This is a genomic window from Pseudomonas sp. WS 5411, from assembly GCF_012985595.1.
Classification (GTDB): domain Bacteria; phylum Pseudomonadota; class Gammaproteobacteria; order Pseudomonadales; family Pseudomonadaceae; genus Aquipseudomonas; species Aquipseudomonas shahriarae.
The window spans coordinates 25,919-48,847 of record NZ_JAARMC010000019.1; the positions used below are offsets into that span (position 1 = coordinate 25,919).

A 22,929-nucleotide genomic window follows, 5' to 3' on the forward strand; every position below is an offset into this window, starting at 1 on the left:
TCATGGTAGCAACATTCATGACCGAAAGGATTCCAGCACTGTATTCGCTACGTGCATTCGAAGTTGCAGCACGTTTTTGCTCTTTCAGTAAGGCTGCCAGCGAGCTATCGGTTACTCAAAGCGCCGTCAGTCATCACGTCAAAGCCCTCGAAGAGCTCTTCGGGTGCAGTCTCTTTGAACGTCACGGACCGAAAATCACCCTCACCGACCGAGGACGTCTGTTGGCAGAAGAGCTTAAAGTAGGTTTCAAAATCATTGAAAGTGCTTGTGAGCTTTTAAAAGTAGACCGCCATCGTCTTCGCCTCAAAGCGCCCTCGACGTTAACGATTCGCTGGCTACTCCGGGCGCTTGATAAATTCAACAGAGTCGAAGGCAACTGTTCTGTCCAACTGTCAAGCGTCTGGATGGACGTTGATGAAGTGGACTTCTACTCAGAACCATACGACTGTGCAATCCTCCTAGGAGACGGAAATTTTGGTGCGGATGTGGAGAGTTTCAAATTATTTGATGAATGGTTGATTCCCATTTGTAGCCCTGGGTACAAGGGGGCCGCTGACTTTAAGTTGTCGTCACTCAATAAATATGAATTGCTGCACCCGTCCACTGACCGCCGAGACTGGCGGCGATGGCTGAAAAAAATGGGTTGCCTTGACACCATCAATCTTGAGCGAGGCCAGCTGTTCGATACCTTAGATCAGGGAATTGCGGCAGCCTTGCAGGGAATGGGAATATCTGTAGCCGATCTCGTGCTTGTTGCCCAAGAAGTAGAGCTCGGCCAACTGCGGCTCCCCTTCAAAAGCGCGGTGGCAACGGGGGATGGCTATTACATGACTTGGCTCAAAGCCTGCCCTAAGGCAAAACAGATGACTCAATTACGAAAATACCTTTCAACTCAGGTACCCTCCCTACCGGCCACAGATGTCGATTATCTGCGCTAATGATAGGCGATGCTTCAATCGCTTTCGGCGATGATTGGGAGCAGCCCTAACGTGTGGGGTACGGTGAAATGCCGCTAGGGCGATTGCTTGCTTCACCCAAAATTTGTGGGCGCGCCGTAGCAAGGTATTCCAATTGGTATTCCAGCCAAAAACCAAAACAGATATTGATCATAAAAATCAATACGATAAAAGATGTGTTCAAATTACCCCGGCCCACCAAACACAAATCATCAACAACCCCCACCCACCACGAACTTTGTCGTTTCTGGGCCTGGAGCCCACCACCCAGCGCGCTTCGGATTTTTCCTTCAACCTTTCGCGCTGTCGATGAACTGGCGCACCTTTCAACACAGCGATAAATTCCCCTGGTTGCTGCTCTTCAGCAACCGGCTTTGACAGGCCGAAAAGTGTAACCTTTCACACCCCTTGATTAAGCGGCATGCTTCGCGCATTCCGCCTTGCTCATGGCGGCTGTGCGTGGGGCATCTTCGGGTGCGCCGGGTTCCTACACTTCCGGTCTGTCAACCCGCGTACAGCTGCCACCCAAACCTGTTTGACAGCAGGGGAATGGCAGCTCCCGTTACCAGTGTAGGAGCTTCACTTATGAAAAAGATCACTCCCAACCCGCCAAGGCTCGACCATTGCGCAGCCGAAATTTTCACCATCGCTCAGAATATTGATACCGAAACTCTACTCGTGCAGGCCTGCGAAACCCTCGCCTCGCTGAACGCGCTCACGACTGATCTGGCTTTCGAGTTTGATGGTGCTTTTCGCCATAAGCTTTTGGCCACCCAGCAATTGAGTGTCTTAGGTGAGTTACTCGTGACGCGCGCACTGGACCTGCTTGTGCCAACGGCAAATTCAGAGACTGCGGGATTAACGGGCTGAGCATGCCTGCCACCCCCAATTAGTCCACAATACCCCCCTCCCACCTCAGCCATCGACCGCCCCCATGATCCGCAACTTCCACACCCCCGACCTGGACCCCGTCCTAAACATCTGGCTACTCGCATCCACCCAGGCCCATCACTTCATACCCTCAACATTCTGGCAGGAGCAGCTTGACGCTATGCGTGACATCTACCTCCCCAGCGCCATGACCCGGGTGTTTGAGGCCGATGGTGCAGTAGCAGGATTCTGCTCTGTGGACGGCGACACGCTAGCGGCGCTTTTCGTCGAGCCGGCGCGTCAGGGGGGCGGTATAGGCCGGCAGCTTCTCGCGGATGCCATGCTGGCCAGGTCGACGCTTCAGTTGACGGTGTACTCGGCAAATGCGCCTGCAATTCGCTTCTATGAAGCTCAAGGCTTTGTAGTGCTCGGGGAGCAACTGGACGAGCACACGGGTCATCTAGAGAAGGTGATGCGCTGGGTCGCCGAGCCTACTGAGCGCGCTCTTCACAAACAGCCTTCAACCCCAAAATAGTCGTTGGCGTGCTGCCAAGGTGCGTCTGTGTAGCAACCACCATATTGGCTCCGGTATCACCTTCCAGATGGTATGGCTTGCCATCACACGCCTTGGCGGCTTTCTGGTTGATGTTTTCCAGCAAGCCTTCACGGGAGTTAAAGATGCTGCCGTGGCTGGTGATCATGTATTGGCCGGGCGCGATTTCATTGACGCCGGTGAAGGTGCAACCCGTCAGGGTCAGGGCAATGCATCCGGTTAACAATAATGCTTTCAAGTGTTCGAACTCCTGTAATGACCTGACAATTACGCAGGCGCCGCGCATTGTCATGCAATCGGCCGCCCCTGGCCATAAGTGAACAGGCGTCAGCTAGCGCCTGACGAATCATCGTTTGTCCCCGCCATAGGCCTGAAATCTAATCCATCGCAAACAACTAACAATAACTGCGATGGAGCAGTCCCACCCATGTCCCCGACCTTTTCTCTATTGATCCTTGGCGCGTCCATTCTGTTGATTGTCGTGCTGATCGGTAAATACCGTGTGCATCCGTTCCTGGCCCTGATCGCCGCCAGCCTGCTGGTGGGGGTCGGCACGGGCATGACTCCCACCGCGATTGTCTCGGCATTTGAGAAGGGCATGGGCAGCACGCTCGGGTTTCTCGCCGGCATCATTGGGTTGGGCAGTATTCTCGGCAAGTTGCTGGAGGAGTCTGGCGGCGCCAAGCGCATTGCGACCACGCTGCTGCGGCTGCTGGGTGAGCAGAACGCCGCGTGGGCGATGATGCTGGTGGGCTTTATCGCCGGGATTCCGGTGTTCTTCGAGGTGGGATTTGTGCTGCTGATCCCGCTGATTTATGTGGTTGCCCGTCAGACTCGGATTAACCTGTTGTACCTGGGTGTGCCGCTGGCGACTTCGCTGATGGTGGTGCATTGCATCCTGCCGCCGCACCCTGCCGCCACGGCCATTACCGGCATGCTCAATGCCGATATCGGCAAGGTGATTTTGTACGGGCTGATCGTCGGCTTGCCCACCGCCGTGATCGCCGGGCCGATCTGGGTCAAGCTGACCTGTGCGCGGCAGGCCCCGGCCAACCAGGCGCATTTTTTGGCTGAGCGTGGTGAGGGGAGCATCGACGACAGCCAGGCCCCCAGTTTCGCCATGGCGATGGTCACGGTGCTACTGCCCTTGGCGCTGATGGTCGGCAAAACCCTGGCCATCCCCTTGCTGGCCAAAGGCTCAATGACGTTTGAGTGGGTGTCCTTCATAGGTAACCCGCTGATTGCCCTGGCGCTGTCGATTTGCTTTGCCTACTGGTCCCTGGGCCTGCGCCGTGGGCTGGGCATGAGCGATTTGCTCGACCTGACCCACCGCTGCTTCCCGCCGCTGGCCGGTATTCTGCTGGTGATCGGCGCCGGCGGGGCGTTCAACGATATGCTGGTCGGCAGCGGCATCGGCAAAGTCCTGGCGGACGTGCTGGGCCAGTCCAACATCAACCCGATCATCCTCGCGTGGTTGATCGCCGGGCTGATGCACTTCGCCGTGGGCTCGGCCACCGTGGCCATGATCAGCACCGCCGGCATGGTGCTGCCGATCCTCGGACAGAACCCGCAATACAGCCCCGAGATCCTGGTGATCGCCATCGGTGCCGGCGCCATCGGCTGGACCCACGTGACCGACTCGGCGTTCTGGGTCGTAAAAGAGTACCTGGGGATTTCCCTCTCCGAAGCCCTCAAGAAATTCACCGGCGCCACCGTGCTCGCCTCGGTGGCAGCCCTGGTCTTTACCCTCATCCTTTCCCGGTTTGTGTGATGAACCCCACTCCAAAGGCAGTTCCCATGATTCAAGGCAAAACCCTAGACGCCTGGTATGCAAGCCATCCCGTTATCCAGCAATTGGTCGCACTGGAGCCGCTCAGTTGGTTCAACCCCGCGATCGCCCCGGCCGCTGTAGCGCTTGAGGATGTCGGCCTGACCCTGGAGGATGTACAAGACGCCAGCGCGCGCCTGCTTCGCTTCGCGCCCTATCTCGCCAAGGTGTTCCCGGAGACGGCGGCGGCGGGTGGCATCATCGAGTCCGCGATCCAGCCGCTGAAGGCCATGCAGCACGCGCTGTTGAGCGAAGCCGCCCTCCCCGACTGCGGCGCGCTGTGGCTGAAAAAAGACTGCGACTTGCCGATCTCCGGCTCGATCAAGGCCCGAGGCGGTATTCATGAAGTGCTCAAGCACGCTGAAGACCTGGCCCTGCAGGCAGGCTTGATTACCCTCGACGATAACTACGCAACCTTGGCCGACGAGCGCGCACTGAGGTTTTTCAGCCAGTACAAAATCGCCGTGGGCTCCACCGGCAACCTTGGCCTGTCCATCGGCATCATCAGCGCCACGCTGGGTTTCCAGGCGACGGTGCACATGTCCTCTGATGCCCGCCAATGGAAGAAGGAGAAACTGCGCGCCAGCGGCGTGACGGTGGTGGAATACGCCTCCGACTACAGCGTTGCCGTGGAAAACGGCCGCCAACAGGCGCAAAACGATCCGGCCTGCTATTTCATCGACGATGAAAACTCGCCCCACCTGTTCCTCGGCTATGCCGTGGCCGCCGAGCGCCTGGCCCGGCAATTTGAAGTGGCCGGGGTGCGGGTGGACGCCGAGCATCCGCTGTTCGTGTATCTGCCCTGTGGTGTCGGCGGCGGCCCTGGTGGCGTGGCGTTTGGCTTGAAGCTGGCATTTGGCGATGCCGTGCACTGTGTGTTTGCCGAACCGACCCACTCGCCATGCATGCTGCTCGGTGTGTATACCGGGCTGCATGACCAGGTGAGCGTGCAGGACTTCGGCATCGACAACGTCACCGCGGCTGACGGCCTGGCAGTGGGCCGCCCCTCCGGCTTCGTCGGCAAGGCAATGCAGCGCCTGGTCGATGGCTACTACACCGTCACCGACGAAGAACTCTACCGCCTGATGTTCCTCGCCCACGACCTTGAAGGGGTAAAACTCGAACCTTCGGCCCTGGCCGGCGCGCCAGGCATTGTGCGGGTGCTCAAGGACGCGCAGTATTTGCAGCGCATTGGCGTCTCGGCGGCACAGTTGGCCAGCGCCACGCACTTGATCTGGGGCACCGGCGGCAGCATGGTTCCCGCCAAAGAGTTCGCCACCTACCTGGATAAGGGGCGCGCACTGCAAACCACAATCCATCGTTGATCGCCGGCGGTTGACGCGAAGAGGGACACCCACATGGCAGCACTTGGCCTGGGCAAAGCGCCGAAGCTCACCGGCGCCCACCTGTCCAACCTGCATACCTTCCTGGTCGCCGCCCGCCACCTCAGCTTTGCCCGCGCCGCTGACGAGCTGTGCCTGACCGCCAGTGCGGTCAGTCACCGCATAGCGCGCCTGGAAGAAGAACTGTCGCTCAAGCTGTTCCATCGCTTGCCGCGCAAGGTCGACCTGACCGATGACGGCGAGCGGATTTTCAAGGTCATGCAGCACACCATGGACACCCTGTCCGAGGCCGTGCAAGAACGCTCCGACAGCCAGATCGAAGGCCAGCTGTGCTTCTACGCACGGCCCTCCGTCGCGCAATGCTGGCTGGTCCCCAGGCTGGCCGATTTCACCGCACGCTATCCCGGGATTCAACTGGATGTGCGGGTCGGCAACGAACCGATCGACTATCGCACCCGGCGCATCGACCTGGTGCTGTGCTACTCCAACGGCGAGCATCCGGGCCTGGAAAGCCTGCGCCTGATGCCCGAGCGGATTGCCCCGGTGTGCAGCCCGCAATATGCCCAGGCCCATGGCTTGATCGGGCATCCGGAACGCCTGGCACAGTGCACGGTGCTGCACGATGTGGCGGCATGGGACAACATTTCATTCGATGCAGAATGGCGTTTATGGCTGGATGCGGTGGGCGACAGCAGCGAACTGCCAAGCCGCTTCATGACCTTTGACCGCTCCGACTTGAGCACCCTCGCGGCGATCAACCATGCCGGCGTGGCCATTGGCCGCGAGCAACTGGTGCGCAAGCGTGTGCAAGATGGCGAACTGGTGCTGCCGTTCGGCGGGTTCAGGGAGGCGTTCAACTATGGCTACTATCTGGTCCACCCCGCCCACGAAACCCTGCCCAGACGGCTCAAGGCGCTGATCGACTGGCTGGTCGAGCAAGCCGACAATTGACGCCTCTACCCGCGCGCAAATCACGATGACCTCAGGACTCCGCCATGCCGCTGAACTTTCACAAGATGCACGCCAATGGCGATGATTTTGTCGTTGTCGACGCACGCAACGCCACCCACCCTATCACCAGCGCCCTGGCCAAGCGCATGGGGGATCGCCACCGTGGGGTTGGCTTCAACCAACTGGCGGTGATGCTCGATTGCGACGATGCACAGGCGCGGGTGGTGTTCTGGAATGCCGATGGTTCTGCGCTGGATACCTGTGGCAGCGCCACGCGAGGGGTTGCCGAGCGCTTGATGCGCGAATCCAACAGCACCTCGGTGATACTGCGAACCAACCGTGGCCTGCTGACCTGCGAACAAACCACCAGCGGCGCGATTACCGTGAGCATGGGCGAACCGCTGCTCGGCTGGTCGCAGATCCCCTTGGCCACGGCCTTGGATAGCCTACGGCTGCCACTGGCCGGAGAGCCCACCGCATGCAGCATGGGTAATCCGCACTGCACCTATTTTGTCGATGATCTGGCGAACATTGACATCGCGGCCGTCGGCTCGTTGATTGAAACCAACCCGCTGTTCCCCGCGCGCACGAATGTGCATTTCGTCAAAGTCATCAACCGCAGGCATATCCGGCTGCGCATTTGGGAGCGCGGTGGTGGCGTGCCGTTGGGGTCTGGTTCGTGCTCGTGTGGTGCGGTGATCAATGGGATACGTCGGGGGCTGCTGGACGATTGCGTTGAGGTTGAATGTGATGGGGGCAGCGTCACGGTGCAATGGCGTGGCACCGGCCCGGTGCTGCTTACCGGGCCGGTTGAATGGGTGTTTTCAGGGACGTTTGCGGCCTAGAAATCCCAGCGCGTAGTCACCATCACATTGCGCGGGTCGCCGTAATACGCCGAGTCGTAGAAGCCGATGTTGGTGTAGTACGCCTTATCGAACAGGTTGTTGACGTTGAGCGTGGCCGACAGGTTTTCCGTCAGTTGATAACGGGCCATCAGGTCCACCAGCCAGTACGGGTCCTGGGTGAATTTTTCGCTCTGGCGCGTGCCGGGGTTGTTGACGTTTTGCCAACCGGCAGCCTGCCAACGCGCGCCACCGCCCAGGGTGAGTCTGTCCAGGCGGCCCTGGAGTTTGTAGCTGGTGTAGAAACTCAGTTGATCTTCCGGCTCCCAGGTGGCGACCTTTTTCTTGTCGGCATCGCGGGCGATCTTGTGGGTGTAGCCGGCCTGTAGCTGCCAGCCGGGGCTCAGTTCGCCGGAGATTTCCGCTTCGTAGCCCTTGGTCTCGGTTTTAGTGCCGATGTAGGAGTAGTCCACGCCCGGCTGGGAGTTGTAGGCCGTATCAGCAACCGGGCGTTTTTTTTCGTGGACCTCGAAGTAAGCCAGGCTGGCGTTCAGGCGCCCGTCGAAGAACTCACTCTTGAGGCCCAGTTCGTAGTTCTTGCCTTCGTTGGGATCAAGCATGGTGCGCGTACGGTCGCGATACTGGGTTTGTGGCTGGAAGATTTCGGTGTAGCTGGCGTAGGCCGTGAAGTTGTCGTTGAGGTCGTAAGTCAGGCCGGCATAGGGCACGACCTTGCCGCTTTCCCGGGTGTCGCTGGTGCCCGTGACCTGGTAGTTGGCGATGCGCGTGCCCAGCAGCAAGTGCAGGTCATCCATCAGACTGAAGCGCCCGGTGATGTAGCTGCCGGTCTGGCGCGTGGTTTCGTCGTTGATCCTGGTCGGTTGGTTCCACAGCGGCTCGATGGCTTCGCCGTGCCACTTGTAGAAGTCGTAGGAGTTGTCGAAATAGGTCGCGCTGCCGTAGTCCTTGCCCTTCCATTTGGAGATGGACAACGACTGGCCCACCACCAGTTGATGCTCACGGCCAAGCAACTCAAACGGCCCGGACGCGTACACATCGACGCTGTCACTGGTGGTCTCGCCGGTGTATTTACGCGCAAAGATCGAGCTGGCGCTCAGGGAGTCCTGGGAGATGTAGCCCAGGGGCGCGTTGTAGCCGTTGATCTGATGGTTGTACTGGCCCTTGGTCACCCAGCCATTGTCGAAGGTGTGTTCCAGGGTGGCGAACAGGGTGCGGGTGTACTGCTCCCAACTGCTCCACTTTGGCCCGTTGTTGAACGAGCGCGGCAGGTCCAGTTTGTTGCCGGCCGGGTCGAAGATGGTCCGCGTACCGGTCCAGCTGGAGCCTTTCGGATCGCTGTCCTGATAGTCGGCGCCCAGGGTCAGCAGGGTGTCGGGATCGAGGTCGAATTCAAGGATGCCGTAGTAAACGCCGGTTTTGCGCGAATAGTGGTCGAGGAACGATTTTTTATCCTGGTACGCCGCCACGGCCCGGCCGCGCACGTTGCCGGTTTCGGTCAACGGGCCGCTGACGTCGATCTGCGAGCGGTAGTTGTCCCAGGAGCCGGCGCCCAGTTCGATGCTGCTCTTGAACTCCGAGGTCGGCTTCTTGCGAATCAGGTTGATGGTACCGCCCGGACCGCCCGCGCCGGTGAGCAGGCCGGTGGCGCCCTTGAGCACTTCGACGCGGTCATACAGGGCCATGTCGGTCAGGGTCTGCCCCGCCGAGTACTGGGCGTCGCGCAGGGTGGGAATGCCGTCGTACTGGAAGTTGACGATGGAAAAACCACGGGAATAGTAGTTGGTGCGCTCGGTGTCGTAGGTCGACACGGTGATGCCGGGCGTGTGGCGCATCACGTCGTCGATGGCATTGAGGCCGAAGTCATCCATCACCTGGCGCGTGACCACCGAGATCGATTGCGGCGTTTCCCGTGGGGTGAGCACCATCCGCGTGGCGGTGGCAATGGTGCCCGGGGTGTAGGAGCCAGTGCCTTCGGTGATCGAGCCCAACTGGTTGGCGCTGATCTGCGTGGCCTGCAATTGCACTTGCCCGTCTACGGCGGCCCGCGCCACCACGCGATAGCTGCCCTGCTCATACTCGGCCTGCAGACCCAGCGGTGCCAGCAGGCGCTCAAGCCCCTCGGCCAGGGCAAAACTGCCGTGCAAGCCCTGGCTGTGCACACCCTTGGCCAGCGCCGAATCGATGGCGATCATCACGCCCGCCTGATTGCCGAAAGCACCCAGCACGCGATCCAGGCTGCCGGCAGCAATGTCGTAGGACTGGCGCGAGGCCTGTTCGGTCGCCGGTTGCGCAGTGGCGGCCATGGCGCCGTGGCTGGCCGTTGCCACGGTTAAACCAACGATTATGGCGCGCAGGGCGCTGGCAAGCGGAGTGACGCGGCTGTGCATAAAGACTGTCCTGTGGTGAAAGGTTGGGGGCGCTCTTATTCAGCGTCTTCCCTGTCTTGATGCACGAGATGGCAAATACTGCCGGCCCCATGGAAATTTTTTACCTAGGCCGCCACCACCGTCGCCAGGTAGCCGAAGACCCGCTGCACGCGCACCGGCAGCACCTTGGCCAACAGGTCGAGGCTGGCATCCGGGCGGTCGAGGGAGAACGAACCCGAGACTTGCAGACCGGCAACCGCCGGGTCACAGCGCAACACCCCGCGCCGGTAACGGTTGAGCTGATCGACCACCTGGGCCAGCGGCATGCGCTCGGCAATCAGCAAGCCACGGCTCCAGGCATCGGCGGCGGGCGCAAGGGGTTGTGCCGGGCCGCTTTGGCGGCTGTCGAAGGCCAACTGCTGGCCGGCGCCGATCGACACCCGGCCACCTTGCTGCGGTTCGATCGAGACATGGCCTGCGAGCACTTGCACCAGGGTCCCGCGCTGGCCTGGCAGATCCTGGCTGATGATAAGCCGCGACAGCGCCACCGGCCGCACCCAGCCATGGGCGGTCTTGACGCCGACGAAGGTGTCCGCCGCCGTCGCCAATAGCAAGCGCCCCTGGTTCAGGGCCAATTGCGGGCCGCGCACATCCACCGCCGTCTGGGTGTCCAGTTGCACCGCGCCAGCGCCGGCCAACTGCAAGGGCCGCCGCTCGCCGGTGGTGGTGCGGTAGTCACTGAACAACTCCGGCAACACCACGCGCTCGCGCACACCCAGGCCCATGGCCGCCGCAATCCCCAGGCCGGCGAAACCCTTGAGCAGCGTGCGCCGCGAGGTCAGTCTGCGCGCCCGCAACAACTGGCGGGCGGTGGGCGCCGGCAGGGCAACGGTGCTGCTACGCAGGTCGCGGCTCAAGCCGGTCAAGCGCTGCCAGGCCAGTTCATGCTGGGGATTTGCATTGCGCCAGGCTGCACACGCGCGTTGCTCGGCGGTGCCGCTGACGCCCGATTGCAGGGTGACCATCCACATCAGCGCCTGGTCCAGCACGTATTCATCCAACAATTGATCGTCGGTTGGCTGGAACATCGTCATGCCTGGTACACCGCCAGGTAACAATGCCGATAGGCCTTGAGCATGGCCTTTTGCACAACATTCACAGTCAGGCCCAGTTGCTCGGCGATCTGTGGATAAGTCAGGCCGTCCAACTGCGACAGCAGGAAAATCTCCCGCACCTTGCTCCCCAGCCCGTCCAGCACCTGCCCGACCGCATCCAGTGCTTCAAGTACCAACAAGCGGGTCTCCGGCGAAGGCGCGTGTTCCGGCTCGAGGATCAACAGGGATTGTTCGTACGCACGCTCCAGGGCCTGGCGGCGAAAATACTGGCCGCACAGGCGGCTGGCGACCGTGGTGAGATAAGCCCGCGGCTCACGCAACAGCGGCAAGGGCCCACTGCTGAGGATGCGCACGAAGGTATCCTGAGCCAGGTCCAGTGCCTGCTCCTGCCCACCCAGCTTGCGCCGCAGCAACTGCACCACCCAGCCGTGATGCTGGGCGTAGAGCTCACCCACAGCGCGGTGGGAGGAAGAGGATGAGGCCATCGAGGTGATTTCCGGACTGGCAGCTGACGGGAAGTGCGTATGATAATACTTCTCATTAAAGACAAATAGAAGTTTATACTTCCTGCTGTTTTATCCGACCCAAACACAGTGCCTATCGCGTTTCCCCCTTTCCTTCAATGCATGGAAGCCATTTGAATTGAGAAGACCGCTGACCTCTACACGCCTGCTCGTCGGCCTGGGCGTACTACTTTTCGTGGCAACAATCGGGTTATGGGTGTTCTGGCTCGACCGCATCGTGTACTTCAATACGTTGAGCGTGATGATCTGCCTGGTGACATCGCCCCTTTTGGCTGCGGTGGCATTTGTGATGGGGGTGCGGCGCAGGAATCCGCGCCTCAAATTTACAATAATGGACTCGCTGGAAGAGGCGATCTCGGCGCTCGCCGTTATCGCCGTGGCAGAATTTTTCGTGTTGTCATTGCTTGTGTTTTTTTCCAGCACAAGACCGGGTGACTACATCGCCCGCTACGAATACACCTCCGGCGGCAAGGGGTGCAGCGGGTTACAGGTCTACGATCGAGAACTCGAAAAACATATAAAAATCTGCCACCCGGATGCGCTTGGGGCGGGTGGCAAGGTCAGGGTCGAAAAGCTCAGTGGCCCGTTGGGTATCACGGTGAAGCGCGCCGAACTCCTTTAGCCCGCCGCACGCGTCTCAACCCGGCGCCCACCGTGAATCACCCCATGCACCAGCAACCCCGCCACCAGCCCCCAGAACGCGCCGCCAATGCCCAGCAACGTGACATTGGCCGCCGTTGCCAAAAAGGTGATCAACGCGGTTTCCCGGGTGCGTGTATCGGCCATCGCATTGGCCAGGCTTGAACCGATGGCACCGAGCAGCGCCAGGCCCGCCAAGGTGGTGATAAACGCGCGGGGCAGGACCATGAACAAGGTTGCCAACGTCACGCCAAACACCCCGACCAGGATGTACAGCGCCCCACACACCAACCCGGCGATGTAGCGTTTGGACGGGTCCTGATGAGTATCGCGCCCGGTGCAGATCGCCGCCGTAATCGCTGCGACATTGAACGCGTGGGCGCCGAACGGTGCCATCAATAAAGACCCCAGGCCGGTGACGGTGATGATCGGGTTGGCGCTGGTCTTGAACCCGTCGTTGCGCAGCACCAGCATGCCGGGGATGTATTGCCCGGTCAGGGTAATCACGAACAGCGGCAAGGCCACGCCAAAAAACGCCGCGATGGAAAAGTGCGGCATTTCAAACACCGGGGCGGCCAGTTGCAGCTCCAGGCTGTGCAGGTCAAGGCGCTGTTGGGCGAGCAGCAGGCCCAGGCCAATCAACAGAATCCCGACCATCGCATACCGTGAAGTGAAGCGGCGCAGCACCGCGTAGGACACCACCAGAACAATCACCAGCAGCGGGTCCGCGCTGGCGCCACCAAACGCCGCCACACCAAACTGCAGGAGAATCCCCGCCAGCAAACCCGCCGCAATGCCACCGGGGATCAGCCGCACCAAGCGCTCAAACGCACCGCTCAGGCCCAGCACGATAAAACCGATGGCACACATCACATAGGCACCGATCACTTCGGCATACGGTGTAAACGGCATGACTGTCGCCAGAAAGGCCACCCCCGGCGTCGACCACGCCGTGATGATCGGCTCGCGGTAGCGGTAGCTCAACCACGCGCCGGTCACGCCCACGCCAATACTCACCGACCAGACCCAGGAAGCGGTTTGCGCCGCGCTCAACTGCGCCAGGTGGGCGGCCTGGAACACCAGGACAAAGGTGCCCGCGTAATTGACGATGACCGAAATCAGCGCGCTGATGCTGGGGGACAGGTAGTCGGCGAGGCGTAGGCGTGGGGCGGATCGGTTCATGGCGCGTTCCTTGTGTTGAGGCCGCACAGGCTAACAAGCACCGGCCCGCCCTTTCAGTCCACTTCGCCGCCTTGCGCCAGACCACTCTTGAGCACCTTGGCCAACTGCCGGCTGGCACTCTCGATTTCACTGGGCGTCAGCGCCGAGAACCCCAGCAGCCAGCCGCCCCGTGTCGGTGGCCGGGCATAGAGCCGCGTCAGGCCCGGCAACTGGATACCCACCCGCGCCGCCTGGCGAATCGTCTCCAGCTCCGACCATCCCTCATGCAGCACACAAGGCAACTGCAAGCCACCGGGCGGCAAGCTGGCGGTGACCACATGGCTCAAGTGGCGCTCCACCGCCTCGGCCATGGCATCACGTCGCTCGCCGTAGATTTTGCGCATTGCGCGGATATGGCTGCCGAAATGCCCGTCGTTCATAAACCGCGCCAGGGTCAGCTGGGCGATTTGCGGGGTATGGCCGTCGAGGATGCTGCGGGCGTAGGTCATGGGTTTGACCAACTCCCGGGGCAGCACCATAAAGCCCATGCGCAAGCCGGGGTACAGGGATTTGCTGAAGGTGCCGAGGTAGATCGTGCGCTGGGAGCTGTCCAGGCCCTGCACACAGGCGGTCGGCAAACCTTCATAGTGAAACTGGCTGTCGTAGTCGTCCTCGATAATCCAGCCTTGGCGCTGCTCGGCCCAGGCGATCAGGTCCAGGCGCCGCTCCAGCGCCAGGGTGGCGCCTGTGGGGTATTGATGGGACGGCGTGACATACACAGCGTTGGCGCCGCTGCGGTCGGCGCGCAGGGCGTCGATACACAGGCCTTTGGCGTCCACCGCAACCGGTACCACCTTGAGCTGGGCCATTTCAAACGCCTTGCGGGCGCCGAAGTACCCGGGGTCTTCCATCAGGATCGGCTGGCCTTCATCCACCAGCACCTGCGCGCACAAATACAGGGCCTGACGCGTACTCGACAGCACCAGCACCTGATCCGGCGTGACCCGCGCCCCGCGCTCCAGGTTCAGGTAGTCGGCGATGGCCTGGCGCAGGGGTTCGGCGCCTTGCGGGTCGCCATGCAATAGCAGGTTCGGGCGGTAATCCTTCAATGCCTGGCGGTGCAGGCGCTCCCAGATGCCCACGGGGAAGGTCCGCGTTTCCGGCAGCCCTGTGGCAAACGCCTTGACCACCTGTTGGTCGGTCACCCCGCCGCTGGCAAGGATCTGCGCGCCCCTGGCACTCAGCGCCGCGACCTGGTTCGCCACCACTGGCTGGCGCTTGCGCGCGCCCAGCAGGCTCGGCCCGATCTTCTCGGAAACGTAGCTACCCGAACCTTCACGCCGGCACAGGTAACCGTCCAGTTGCAGTTGGACGTAGGCCATTTCTACGGTATCCCGGGAAATGCCCAGTGACTTGCCCAACGTACGCGTGGCGGGCAACCGACTGCCGGGCGCAAGAATGCCCTCCAGGATCAGCTGACGCAGCACGCGCTGCACCCGCACACGCAAATCCAGGGAGGCCAGCTTGGGGTCCGTCAGGCGGATCTTCAGCGTGTCCAGTTCAAGGTTGTGGGTCATTGACTTGGCCAAGGGGTAAAAAAGCATGCATCTTTGTGCGATGCCGCCGATATGTCCACGAGCAATATCGGCGAGCTTTGCCGGCGGGTGTTACAGAGCCATCCGATACTCAATGCAGCCCGAGTCCTCGGCGATCCAGTTGTAGAGTTTCTGCGCACGCTTGTTGGTCTGCTGGGTATGCCAGTACAACCGGGCGCAGCCGTGGTGTTGCGCATAGCGCTGGACCCATTCGATCAACAGTTTGCCGGTACCGCCGCCGCGCACCGTGGGAGCCACGTACAGGTCTTCGAGGTAGCAGAAGTCGGCGACCGCCCAGGTCGAACGATGCAACAGCGCATGCACCAGCCCCACCAACTCATCGCCCTGCACTGCCACGGCACAGGCCATGGCTTCATCGGTATCGAGCAAGCGGCTGAAGGCAGTGCGGGTGGTGGTCTCATCCAGGCTGACTTGATAAAAGTCCTGGTACGCCAGCCACAGTTGCAGCCATTGCTCATAGTCTTCAGGTTGCACTGCCCTGACCACGATTGCCTGTGGATCGTTACTCATCGCGTTCTCCTATCGGAAAGCCCGTTCCGGGATGGATCGGGACCCGGCAATGGTAGGTTTCCAAGGCGGCGGCGAACCGACCACTTCCAGACCACCTGGCAGGCCAATCCGCAACGGGCACTCCGTTCACAATTCGTTAAGGATTGCCTTCGTATACTCCAACGCTGCCCCCTAGCATCCGGTAACTCACCCCATGACACGCCCTGCCCCGCTGTTGCTGCTGCTTGCCGGTCTGCTGTTCTTCGTGGCCCTGGGCAATCACGAGTTGCAAGGCTCCACCGAAGCCCGAGTGGCCGGGATTGCCATGGCCATGCACCTGGACAATGACTGGGTGGTGCCGCGCCTGTTCGGTGAGCCCTTCCTGGAAAAACCACCCTTGAGCCTATGGCTGGATGCCGGGGCGATCCGCCTGTTTGGCGCCAGCACCGGCGCGGTCCGACTGGCCTCGGCGTTTGCCGGGTTGTTCAGTGTGATGCTGCTGTACGGCATGCTGCGCCGCTTCGGCCGGCCTACGTCCCTGGCGTTTGCCGCCGCGCTGGTACTGGCGACCATGGCCAGTTACTGGAGCAACGTGCGCGGCGTGGGTGAGGATGCGTTGCTCAGCCTCGGCGTGACCCTGGCGCTGCTGGCGTTCTACCAGGCCACCCGCCCGGAGTCCCAGCCCGGCACCAATATCGGCACATGGCTGCTGTTTACCTTGGGGATGGCCATCGCCACCTTGAGCAAAGGCGTGCTGGGCCTGGCGATGCCGGGCATTGTGATTTTTGCCTACCTGGCCTGCACCAGCCTGTTGGACAAGCGCGTGCGGCCCAGCCAATGGCTGCGCCCGGGCATGTTCACTCTACTGGCGCTGGTGCCGCTGTTTATCTGGCTGGGGTTTCTGTATCAACGGGGTGGGATGCAGGCGGTCAGTGAGGTGTTGTGGACCAACAGCGTCGGACGTTTCAGCGGCTCCTTCGTCGAAGCCGGGCATTACGAGCCGATCTACTACTACCTGGCCAAACTGCCCGAGGCCTTTTTGCCGTGGAATATCCTGGTGTACCTGGGCCTGTGGCACTTTCGCAAAAGCCTGGCGAGCAATCGGTACCTGCTGTTTTTCAGCCTGTGGCTGGTGGCGCAATTTACCCTGCTGACCTTCGCCTCGAGCAAACGCATCGTGTATCTGATGGCCCTGACCCCGGCGGCGGCGGTCCTCGCGGCCGAATATGGCGCGGTTCTGCTCAGCCGCCTGCCCGCCTATCGCCGTGGCTTGATCAGCGGCGTGTTTGCCGTGGTGATCGCCTGCTACCTGGGCGCGGCTATCTGGTATGCGCCCAAGGCCGACCGGCGTGAGTCCTTTGTACCGCTGACCCGCCAAATCCAGGCATTTCAGGCCCAAGGCCACACGGTGGTGCTGTACCAGCCCAACGAGCGAGTGGCCGGCGCCACTGTGTTTTACACCCAGAACAACTTGCCGATCCTGCAGACCGAGGCACAACTGCGTGCCTATCTCGATGCCAGGCCGGGCAACCTGGCGTTGCTGGACCGTATCGAGCAACTGACCACCCCGGTCACCGCTCTCAAGCAGATCACCGTGGGCAGCCGGCCCTACTCCTTTGTCGAACAGTAAGGCCTACCAGAGCGCCAAGTCGTAAGTCAGGTAGACCCGGTAGTTATCGCGGTCACTGGCATAGGTGGAACGGTAGGTGGCCTTGCGCAACTCCACGCCCAGGCCTTTGAGGGTACTGTTCTGGATCACGTAGCGCAGGTGGGTGTCGGACTCCCACTCGCGGGCTTCGCGGCCCTTGAAGTCGCCGTTCTGGCCCTTGTAGTAACGGGTCATAAAGCTCAGGCCCGGCAGCACGGCGGCAAAGTCGTAGTCATAGCGCAGCATCCAGGTTTGCTCACCAGCCTGGATGAACTTGCCGACCCCGGCGTTGCTGAACGAGTACACCGTGGACACGCTGGCATAGGGCAGCGCGGTGTCGCCACTGACTTTCTGGTAACCCACACCCAACGCCTGCGGCCCCAGCCGATAGGTGAACAGACCACTGAACATGTCGCTGTCGACCTTGCCGTTACGCGCCTCGCCGGCCTCATTGCTGATGAAGTAGCGCAAGTCACTGGTCAGGCTCCCCGCGCCCAACGGCTGCTTATGCACCAGGCCGAGGAATTGCTGGCGATAGAACTCGCGCATTTCCCCGTAGTACCAGGTGCCACTGAGCGTAGGCGTGAAGGCATAGGTGGCGCCGACGAAATCGAAGTCGCTGCCCTTTTTGCCGCTGTAGCCCTGTGGATAAATATCCACGCTGTCGCTGGAGTTACGCAGTTTGAATTGATCCAGGTGCCCGCTGTGCAGGTACAGGTTGCGGATGCCCGTGTATTCGACCTGAGTGCCGCGAAATGTCTGGGGCAGCAGGCGCCCGTCGTTATGCACCAGTACCGGGATCTTGGGCAGCAAGGTGCCGGTTTTCACCACGGCCGCGCCGATGCGCATTTTTGCGGTCACGCCGAGGCTGGAGAATTCATTGGCGGCGCGCCCATCATCGTGGACCGGCAACAAACCGGTGCCGGCGTGGGTGCGGCTGGAGTCGAGCTTGATCCCCGACAGCCCCTGGGCATCCAGGCCAAAGCCGACGGTGCCCTCGGTGTAGCCCGACTGCAAGTTGAGCAAAAAGCCTTGCGCCCATTCCTTGCGGTCCTCGCCACCGTCGCGATAGCCGTCGTTGAAATAGTAATTGCGCAGGGTCAGCTTGCCATGGGAATCCTCCCAGAACCCCTGGGCCATCAGCGACGGCGACAGACTCGCCAGCACCCCGACGGTGACCACGCCACCCCTGGTGAAAAGCTCACGCATAACTGTTTCCTCAATGCCGTATTGTCGATTTTTATGGGCAGTTGCTCCGTGTGCCAGGCTGGACGCCAGGTCACATTGGGGCGGACACTAACGGCTTGCCGAACGCCCCACAACGTTATGCGAGAAGCGCATGACGCTATGCGCAAAGCCGCCCTTCGACAGGAAATCCACGGTGAATCTCAAACAACTCGAAGCCTTCAAGGCGATCATGTCCACCGGCTCGACCATCGGCGCAGCCACCCGTATGGGCTTGTCGCAGTCTGCGGTCAGCCGCCTGTTGAGCCAGTTGGAAGACGCCCTGGGGTTTGCCCTGTTCCTGCGTAAAAAGGGCCGGTTGATGGCCACGCCAGAGGCCGAGGAACTGCTCACCGAAGTTGCCGGCCTGGTGGACGGCATGCAGCGGATCCAGCGTCTGGCGGACGAAATGCGCGTCGGCCGCTCGCGCAAAAGCCTGCTTAAAGTCGGCGTGCCCACCAGCATGACCCAGGAATTGTTGCCGCGTATTGTTGCGGACTTTCTCAAGGACCATGACGACACCGTGGTCGAACTGCTGACCGGTTCCTACGACATGATCGAGCGCGCCGTGCTGGACCGCTCCGCCGACCTGGGTTTTGTGCGCCTGCCCACCGAGATCCCCGACTTTGATATCGAGCCGGTGCTGCACACCGAAGGCGTGTGCGTGATGCCGGCCGACCATCCACTGAGCCGCCACGCGTTCATCGAGGTGCAACATCTGCGCAATGTGCCGTTGGTGATGCTGGGCCGGCAACGGGCAGTGCGTACCGAGTTGAACCAGATGTTCCGCGCCGCCAACCTGACGCCCCAGGTACGGGTCGAAGTGCACTCGGTGGGCGCCGCCTGCAGCTTTGTCGCCGAAGGCCTGGGGGTGTCGATCGTCAATGGCCTGCTGGCCAGCCACTTCATGCACCTGCCGATTGTCAGCCGGCCGTTTCGCCCGGCATTGCCCTATGAATTTGGCCTGGCATTTCGTGCCGACGAGCCGCGCTCACAGTTGGTAACGGCATTTGCCGAGCACCTTAAACTGCGCCTGAATCCCATTGCAAAAATCCCGTAGCCCTCTGCGCGGCCGGAGACCAGAATCCCCTCTCGGCATCCCGAGCGCTGCGTAAAACGCATACCCCAACCCGCCCCACGCATAACGTTGTGGGCCTGCGCGCGATGCCCTAGTGTCCGCCCAACCAAGCGTCACTACCCACAACAATAACAGCGCACGCACCCCGCTCAGACGGGGGCCGCGCCGGGGCCGCCAGCATGACCGAACCGCAGATCCTCCGTACCCCGTCGCCCACCGAGGCGGCCGCAGACAAACCCGTGCAACGCAAGCAAATCAACCCGGCGATCATTCTGCTGAGTATCGTCCTGCTCGCCGTCGCCTTCACCTACGCGGTGAATGCCGGCAAGTTCCAGCGTCAGAATGGCCTGGTGGTGCCGGGCTCGTATCAGGTGCTGGAAAAGCAGGATTCCTTCAGCCAACTGTTCTCCCTGGAACCCCGCAAGGCCGGCGACACAACGGCCCGCCCGGTATCGTTGGTGGAAGGTTTCATGGCCATTCCCCAAGGCATCGAAAAGCGTGCGGCGTTGATTTTCATGGTGCTGTTCATCGGCGGCATGTTCGGCGTGCTGAACAAGGCCGGGGTGATCGACGCCGGGCTGGAGCGCCTGCTAGGCATGACACGAGGCAATATCTACGTGCTGGTGCCGAGCCTGATGCTGGTGTTTTCCGCTGGCAGTACCTTTATGGGGTTGGCCAAGGAGTTCATCCTGATCGTGCCGTTGATGGTGGCCATGGCCAACCGCCTGGGGCTGTCGAACCTGATTGGGCTGGCCATCGTCACCATCTCGGTGAAGATCGGCTACCTGGCGTCCATCTCCAACCCGGTGGCCTTGTCCGTGGCCCAGCCGATGGTCGGCCTGCCGATCTTCAGCGGCTTGAGCATGCGCGTCGCGGCCTATTGCACCTTCCTGTTGGTGGGTATCGCGTTTGTGCTGTGGAGCATTCGCAAGCACGGCTTTGATGCCAGCGCGCAGATCACCTTCGAAAGCAAACCCCTGCCGATTCGCCACCTGTTGAACCTGCTGGTGCTGGGCGGCGGCATCGGCTTCCTGGTGTATGCCTCGAACCGCTGGGGCTGGAAATACCATGAGCTATCGGCGTTCTACCTGCTGCTGACCGTGGCCTTCGCTGTGATCGCCGGCCTGGCCGCCAGCACTGCCGCCAGCGCGTTTGTCGATGGCATGAAGAAGGTGCTGATCGCCGGCGTCCTGATCGGCCTGGCGACCGCCGTGGAAATCATCCTCAGCACCGGGCAGGTGCTGGACACCATCGTCAACAGCCTGGCCAACCTGGTGGGCGACCACGGGCCGGTGGTCTCGGCCTACGGCATGTTCTTCGCGCAACTGGGGCTGGACGTGCTGATCCCCTCCACCTCCGGTCAGGCCGCGGTGACCATGCCGATCTTCGGGCCACTGGGCCAGTTGTCCGGGGTCAGCCCGCAAACCACGGTGTTTGCCTTTTTGATGGGCAACGGCCTGACCAACATGATCACCCCGACCTCCAGCGGCCTGCTGGTGCTGCTGGCCACCGCCAACGTCGGCTGGGGCCAATGGGCGCGCTACATCCTGCCGCTGTTCCTGATCTATGCGGTACTGGCGATGGTGCTGCTAGCCATTGCCGTGCAAACCGGATACTGAGTCGATGAGTGTTTTACCTATGCAAACCCTGCACAACCAGATGATCGCCATGCGCGACGGCATCCACCTGGCCACCGATATCTACCTGCCGGCGGGCGGCGAAGGGCCGTATCCGGTGGTGATCGAACGTACGCCCTATGACAAGTGCAAACCGTCGCGCTCGGAAAAACAGCTCGACGGCCAGCACATCTCCCGCGAGCAAATGGCGGCGCGTTTTACCGCCCAGGGGTTTGTCGCGATCTTCCAGGATTGTCGCGGGCGCTACGCCTCCGAAGGGGTGTTCACCAAGTACACCGCCGAGGGCGAAGACGGTTTCGACACCCTGGCCTGGATCGTTCGCCAGCCATGGTGCAACGGCAAGATCGGCAGCATGGGCCTGTCCTACGCGGCCCACACCCAACTGGCGATGGCCTGCCTGCACCCGCCGGGCCTGAGCAGCATGGTGCTCGACAGCGGCGGCTTCGCCAACGCCTACCAATGCGGGATTCGCCAGGGCGGTGCGTTTGAACTCAAGCAGGCGACCTGGGCGTTTCGCCAGGCCAAAGAAAGCCCGCTCGCCCTGGCCGACCCACAGGTGCGCCAGGCGCTGGAAGACGAAGACATCCATGAATGGTTCCGCCGCATGCCCTGGCAGGCGGGCCAATCGCCGTTGCGTCATGTGCCCGAGTACGAAGCCTATCTGCTGGAGCAGTGGGCCCAGGGCACCTTCGGCCCCTACTGGCAGAAATCGGGAATTTATGCCGAAGGTCACTACGGGCGCTTGCCGGACATTCCGGTGCTGTTCATGTCCAGTTGGTACGACGCTTATGTCAGCTCGACCCTGACCAACTACACCGCCTTCAACCGCGCCAGCAGCGCGCCGCAACAGTTGATCATGGGGCCGTGGTTGCACGGTGACCGCAATATCAGCCATAGCGGCGATGTGGAGTTCGGCGCCCAGGCCGCGTTTGACGGCCAGGTGGCACAGGATTGGTTGAGTTGTCGCCTGCAATGGTTCGAGCAATCCCTCAAGCCCGGGACGCAGCCACCGGCAGCCCAGGTGCAGGTGTTCTTGATGGGCGGTGGCAGCGGTTTGCCGGATGAGCAGGGCCGCCTGCAACACGGCGGTCGCTGGCTGCAGGGCGAGCAATGGCCACTGCCTGGCACCCAGTCGCTGACCTTGTACCTGGATGCGCAACGGCAATTGACCGAGGTTGCGCCCAGCGCTGACGAAGCTGTGTTGGGTTACTACGCCGACCCGGCCAACCCGGTGCCGACCGTGGGCGGTGCGTTGACATCCGGCGCGCCGATTTTTGTCGGCGGCGCCTTCGACCAGCGTGAACGCCCGGACTTTTTTGGCACCCGTGGTGACAATGGCCCCCTGTGCGAGCGCGACGATGTGCTGAGCTTTCAGACCGCGCCCCTGAGCGAGGACCTGATCGTCGCCGGGACGGTGCAGATCGAGCTGTGGATCGACAGCGACGCGCCGGACACCGACTTCACCGCCAAGCTGGTGGATGTCTACCCGCCGAGCGCCGCTTACCCGGAAGGCTTTGCGATGAACATCACCGACGGCATCCGCCGCTGCCGCTATCGCGACGATTGGGAGCAGCCCAGACCGCTGACACCCGGCGAGCGGGTGAAGGTAAACATCGAGCCATTTGCCACCTGCAATCTGTTCAAACAAGGCCATCGCCTGCGCTTGGACATTTCCAGTAGCAATTTCCCGCGCTTCGACGTCAACCCCAACAGCGGCGAGAACGAGGGCCAGGCCAGCCATCCGCGCATTGCGCACAATCGCCTGCACCTGAGCCGGGATGCGGCGTCGTGCCTGGTCCTGAGGATCCTGCCCACAAGCTGATCCCCCTGACCAGCGGCCGTGTTGTGCCGAGCGGGCTTGTTGTGGCGAGCGGGCTTGTTGTGGCGAGCGGGCTTGCCCGCGTTGGACTGCGCAGCAGTCCCCTCTCCTGGGGATGGCTCTACGCCCCCCCAACGCGGGCAAGCCCGCTCGCCACAAAGGGAAGTCAGCTTTTTAAAAGTGACCACTCATCCACGAATCCCACATTGATTAAAAAACCGTTTCAGCTCTCGCCCTGCCTGCCGATAT

The 22,929-nt window shown here is 61.6% G+C and carries 20 protein-coding genes; 12 read left to right on the plus strand and 8 right to left on the minus strand.

Annotation, left to right across the window (positions count from 1 at the left end; all coding sequences use genetic code 11):
• The first annotated feature begins 17 nt into the window (after positions 1-17).
• The 3 genes from HBR93_RS20750 to HBR93_RS20760 all read left to right on the plus strand — a co-directional run bounded on the left by HBR93_RS20750 (position 18) and on the right by HBR93_RS20760 (position 2,361).
• Complete coding sequence (locus HBR93_RS20750) at positions 18-938, plus strand: LysR substrate-binding domain-containing protein (RefSeq protein ID WP_169960975.1); 921 nt, start codon at positions 18-20, stop codon at positions 936-938.
• A gap of 603 nt (positions 939-1,541) precedes the next feature.
• The gene (locus HBR93_RS20755) at positions 1,542-1,826 is read left to right on the plus strand and encodes a DUF6124 family protein (protein ID WP_169960976.1); all 285 of its coding nucleotides are present in this window, start codon (positions 1,542-1,544) and stop codon (positions 1,824-1,826) included.
• A gap of 64 nt (positions 1,827-1,890) precedes the next feature.
• Entirely contained in the window at positions 1,891-2,361 is a 471-nt protein-coding gene (locus HBR93_RS20760; RefSeq protein ID WP_169960977.1) for an N-acetyltransferase, read from the plus strand.
• Here HBR93_RS20760 and HBR93_RS20765 read toward each other — a convergent pair.
• Positions 2,318-2,617 (minus strand): hypothetical protein, encoded by a 300-nt coding sequence (locus HBR93_RS20765; protein WP_115127356.1) that lies wholly within the window; start codon positions 2,615-2,617, stop codon positions 2,318-2,320. The two genes, HBR93_RS20760 and HBR93_RS20765, sit on opposite strands and share 44 nt — an antisense overlap.
• A gap of 189 nt (positions 2,618-2,806) precedes the next feature.
• On the opposite strand from HBR93_RS20765, the gene HBR93_RS20770 reads away from it, so the two are divergent.
• Genes HBR93_RS20770 through dapF form a run of 4 tightly spaced genes read left to right on the plus strand, consistent with a single transcriptional unit; the run spans position 2,807 to position 7,346 of the window.
• Entirely contained in the window at positions 2,807-4,150 is a 1,344-nt protein-coding gene (locus tag HBR93_RS20770) for a gluconate:H+ symporter (RefSeq protein ID WP_169960978.1), read from the plus strand.
• 26 nt (positions 4,151-4,176) lie between these two features.
• Positions 4,177-5,532, plus strand: a complete 1,356-nt coding sequence (locus tag HBR93_RS20775) for a D-serine ammonia-lyase (RefSeq protein WP_169960979.1) — start codon at positions 4,177-4,179, stop codon at positions 5,530-5,532.
• A gap of 33 nt (positions 5,533-5,565) precedes the next feature.
• Positions 5,566-6,501, plus strand: a complete 936-nt coding sequence (gene dsdC / locus HBR93_RS20780) for a DNA-binding transcriptional regulator DsdC (protein ID WP_120731537.1) — start codon at positions 5,566-5,568, stop codon at positions 6,499-6,501.
• A gap of 44 nt (positions 6,502-6,545) precedes the next feature.
• Positions 6,546-7,346, plus strand: coding sequence for a diaminopimelate epimerase (dapF, locus tag HBR93_RS20785; protein WP_169960980.1), 801 nt, complete (start codon positions 6,546-6,548; stop codon positions 7,344-7,346).
• Here the strand turns inward: dapF and HBR93_RS20790 are convergent.
• From HBR93_RS20790 to HBR93_RS20800, 3 genes are all read right to left on the minus strand, one after another.
• Entirely contained in the window at positions 7,343-9,751 is a 2,409-nt protein-coding gene (locus HBR93_RS20790) for a TonB-dependent siderophore receptor (RefSeq protein ID WP_169960981.1), read from the minus strand. The genes dapF and HBR93_RS20790 overlap by 4 nt on opposite strands.
• A 104-nt stretch (positions 9,752-9,855) precedes the next feature.
• Positions 9,856-10,818 (minus strand): DUF4880 domain-containing protein, encoded by a 963-nt coding sequence (locus HBR93_RS20795; protein WP_346266854.1) that lies wholly within the window; start codon positions 10,816-10,818, stop codon positions 9,856-9,858.
• A 2-nt stretch (positions 10,819-10,820) separates the two neighbouring features.
• Positions 10,821-11,330: a sigma-70 family RNA polymerase sigma factor gene (locus HBR93_RS20800; protein WP_057440199.1), complete on the minus strand. Its 510-nt coding sequence runs from the start codon at positions 11,328-11,330 to the stop codon at positions 10,821-10,823.
• 157 nt (positions 11,331-11,487) lie between these two features.
• On the opposite strand from HBR93_RS20800, the gene HBR93_RS20805 reads away from it, so the two are divergent.
• Positions 11,488-11,991, plus strand: coding sequence for a hypothetical protein (locus tag HBR93_RS20805; RefSeq protein ID WP_169960983.1), 504 nt, complete (start codon positions 11,488-11,490; stop codon positions 11,989-11,991).
• Here the strand turns inward: HBR93_RS20805 and HBR93_RS20810 are convergent.
• From HBR93_RS20810 to HBR93_RS20820, 3 genes are all read right to left on the minus strand, one after another.
• On the minus strand, positions 11,988-13,190 hold the full coding sequence (locus tag HBR93_RS20810) for a benzoate/H(+) symporter BenE family transporter (protein ID WP_169960984.1): 1,203 nt from the start codon (positions 13,188-13,190) through the stop codon (positions 11,988-11,990). The two genes, HBR93_RS20805 and HBR93_RS20810, sit on opposite strands and share 4 nt — an antisense overlap.
• Before the next feature lie 53 nt (positions 13,191-13,243).
• Entirely contained in the window at positions 13,244-14,746 is a 1,503-nt protein-coding gene (locus HBR93_RS20815) for a PLP-dependent aminotransferase family protein (protein WP_169960985.1), read from the minus strand.
• 90 nt (positions 14,747-14,836) lie between these two features.
• Positions 14,837-15,295 (minus strand): GNAT family N-acetyltransferase, encoded by a 459-nt coding sequence (locus HBR93_RS20820; protein WP_057440203.1) that lies wholly within the window; start codon positions 15,293-15,295, stop codon positions 14,837-14,839.
• Between the two features lie 193 nt (positions 15,296-15,488).
• On the opposite strand from HBR93_RS20820, the gene HBR93_RS20825 reads away from it, so the two are divergent.
• The gene (locus tag HBR93_RS20825) at positions 15,489-16,904 is read left to right on the plus strand and encodes a glycosyltransferase family 39 protein (RefSeq protein ID WP_169960986.1); all 1,416 of its coding nucleotides are present in this window, start codon (positions 15,489-15,491) and stop codon (positions 16,902-16,904) included.
• A 3-nt stretch (positions 16,905-16,907) separates the two neighbouring features.
• Here HBR93_RS20825 and HBR93_RS20830 read toward each other — a convergent pair whose 3' ends face one another.
• Positions 16,908-18,131, minus strand: coding sequence for an OprD family porin (locus HBR93_RS20830; protein ID WP_169960987.1), 1,224 nt, complete (start codon positions 18,129-18,131; stop codon positions 16,908-16,910).
• 172 nt (positions 18,132-18,303) lie between these two features.
• Here HBR93_RS20830 and HBR93_RS20835 point away from each other — a divergent pair, with 172 nt between their 5' ends.
• From HBR93_RS20835 to HBR93_RS20845, 3 genes are all read left to right on the plus strand, one after another.
• Positions 18,304-19,206, plus strand: a complete 903-nt coding sequence (locus tag HBR93_RS20835; RefSeq protein ID WP_128593727.1) for a LysR family transcriptional regulator — start codon at positions 18,304-18,306, stop codon at positions 19,204-19,206.
• A gap of 197 nt (positions 19,207-19,403) precedes the next feature.
• Positions 19,404-20,843 (plus strand): AbgT family transporter, encoded by a 1,440-nt coding sequence (locus tag HBR93_RS20840; RefSeq protein WP_057440207.1) that lies wholly within the window; start codon positions 19,404-19,406, stop codon positions 20,841-20,843.
• Between the two features lie 19 nt (positions 20,844-20,862).
• The gene (locus tag HBR93_RS20845; RefSeq protein ID WP_169961002.1) at positions 20,863-22,683 is read left to right on the plus strand and encodes a CocE/NonD family hydrolase; all 1,821 of its coding nucleotides are present in this window, start codon (positions 20,863-20,865) and stop codon (positions 22,681-22,683) included.
• Positions 22,684-22,929 lie beyond the last annotated feature (246 nt).

Bases quoted from the DNA above. Each gene is read 5' to 3' on its own strand.
- HBR93_RS20750 (WP_169960975.1), top strand. From the start codon at position 18: ATGACCGAAAGGATTCCAGCACTGTATTCGCTACGTGCATTCGAAGTT.
- HBR93_RS20755 (WP_169960976.1), top strand. From the start codon at position 1,542: ATGAAAAAGATCACTCCCAACCCGCCAAGGCTCGACCATTGCGCAGCC.
- HBR93_RS20760 (WP_169960977.1), top strand. From the start codon at position 1,891: ATGATCCGCAACTTCCACACCCCCGACCTGGACCCCGTCCTAAACATC.
- HBR93_RS20770 (WP_169960978.1), top strand. From the start codon at position 2,807: ATGTCCCCGACCTTTTCTCTATTGATCCTTGGCGCGTCCATTCTGTTG.
- HBR93_RS20775 (WP_169960979.1), top strand. From the start codon at position 4,177: ATGATTCAAGGCAAAACCCTAGACGCCTGGTATGCAAGCCATCCCGTT.
- dsdC (WP_120731537.1), top strand. From the start codon at position 5,566: ATGGCAGCACTTGGCCTGGGCAAAGCGCCGAAGCTCACCGGCGCCCAC.
- dapF (WP_169960980.1), top strand. From the start codon at position 6,546: ATGCCGCTGAACTTTCACAAGATGCACGCCAATGGCGATGATTTTGTC.
- HBR93_RS20790 (WP_169960981.1), bottom strand. From the start codon at position 9,751: ATGCACAGCCGCGTCACTCCGCTTGCCAGCGCCCTGCGCGCCATAATC.
- HBR93_RS20795 (WP_346266854.1), bottom strand. From the start codon at position 10,818: ATGTTCCAGCCAACCGACGATCAATTGTTGGATGAATACGTGCTGGAC.
- HBR93_RS20800 (WP_057440199.1), bottom strand. From the start codon at position 11,330: ATGGCCTCATCCTCTTCCTCCCACCGCGCTGTGGGTGAGCTCTACGCC.
- HBR93_RS20810 (WP_169960984.1), bottom strand. From the start codon at position 13,190: ATGAACCGATCCGCCCCACGCCTACGCCTCGCCGACTACCTGTCCCCC.
- HBR93_RS20815 (WP_169960985.1), bottom strand. From the start codon at position 14,746: ATGACCCACAACCTTGAACTGGACACGCTGAAGATCCGCCTGACGGAC.
- HBR93_RS20820 (WP_057440203.1), bottom strand. From the start codon at position 15,295: ATGAGTAACGATCCACAGGCAATCGTGGTCAGGGCAGTGCAACCTGAA.
- HBR93_RS20825 (WP_169960986.1), top strand. From the start codon at position 15,489: ATGACACGCCCTGCCCCGCTGTTGCTGCTGCTTGCCGGTCTGCTGTTC.
- HBR93_RS20830 (WP_169960987.1), bottom strand. From the start codon at position 18,131: ATGCGTGAGCTTTTCACCAGGGGTGGCGTGGTCACCGTCGGGGTGCTG.
- HBR93_RS20840 (WP_057440207.1), top strand. From the start codon at position 19,404: ATGACCGAACCGCAGATCCTCCGTACCCCGTCGCCCACCGAGGCGGCC.
- HBR93_RS20845 (WP_169961002.1), top strand. From the start codon at position 20,863: ATGCAAACCCTGCACAACCAGATGATCGCCATGCGCGACGGCATCCAC.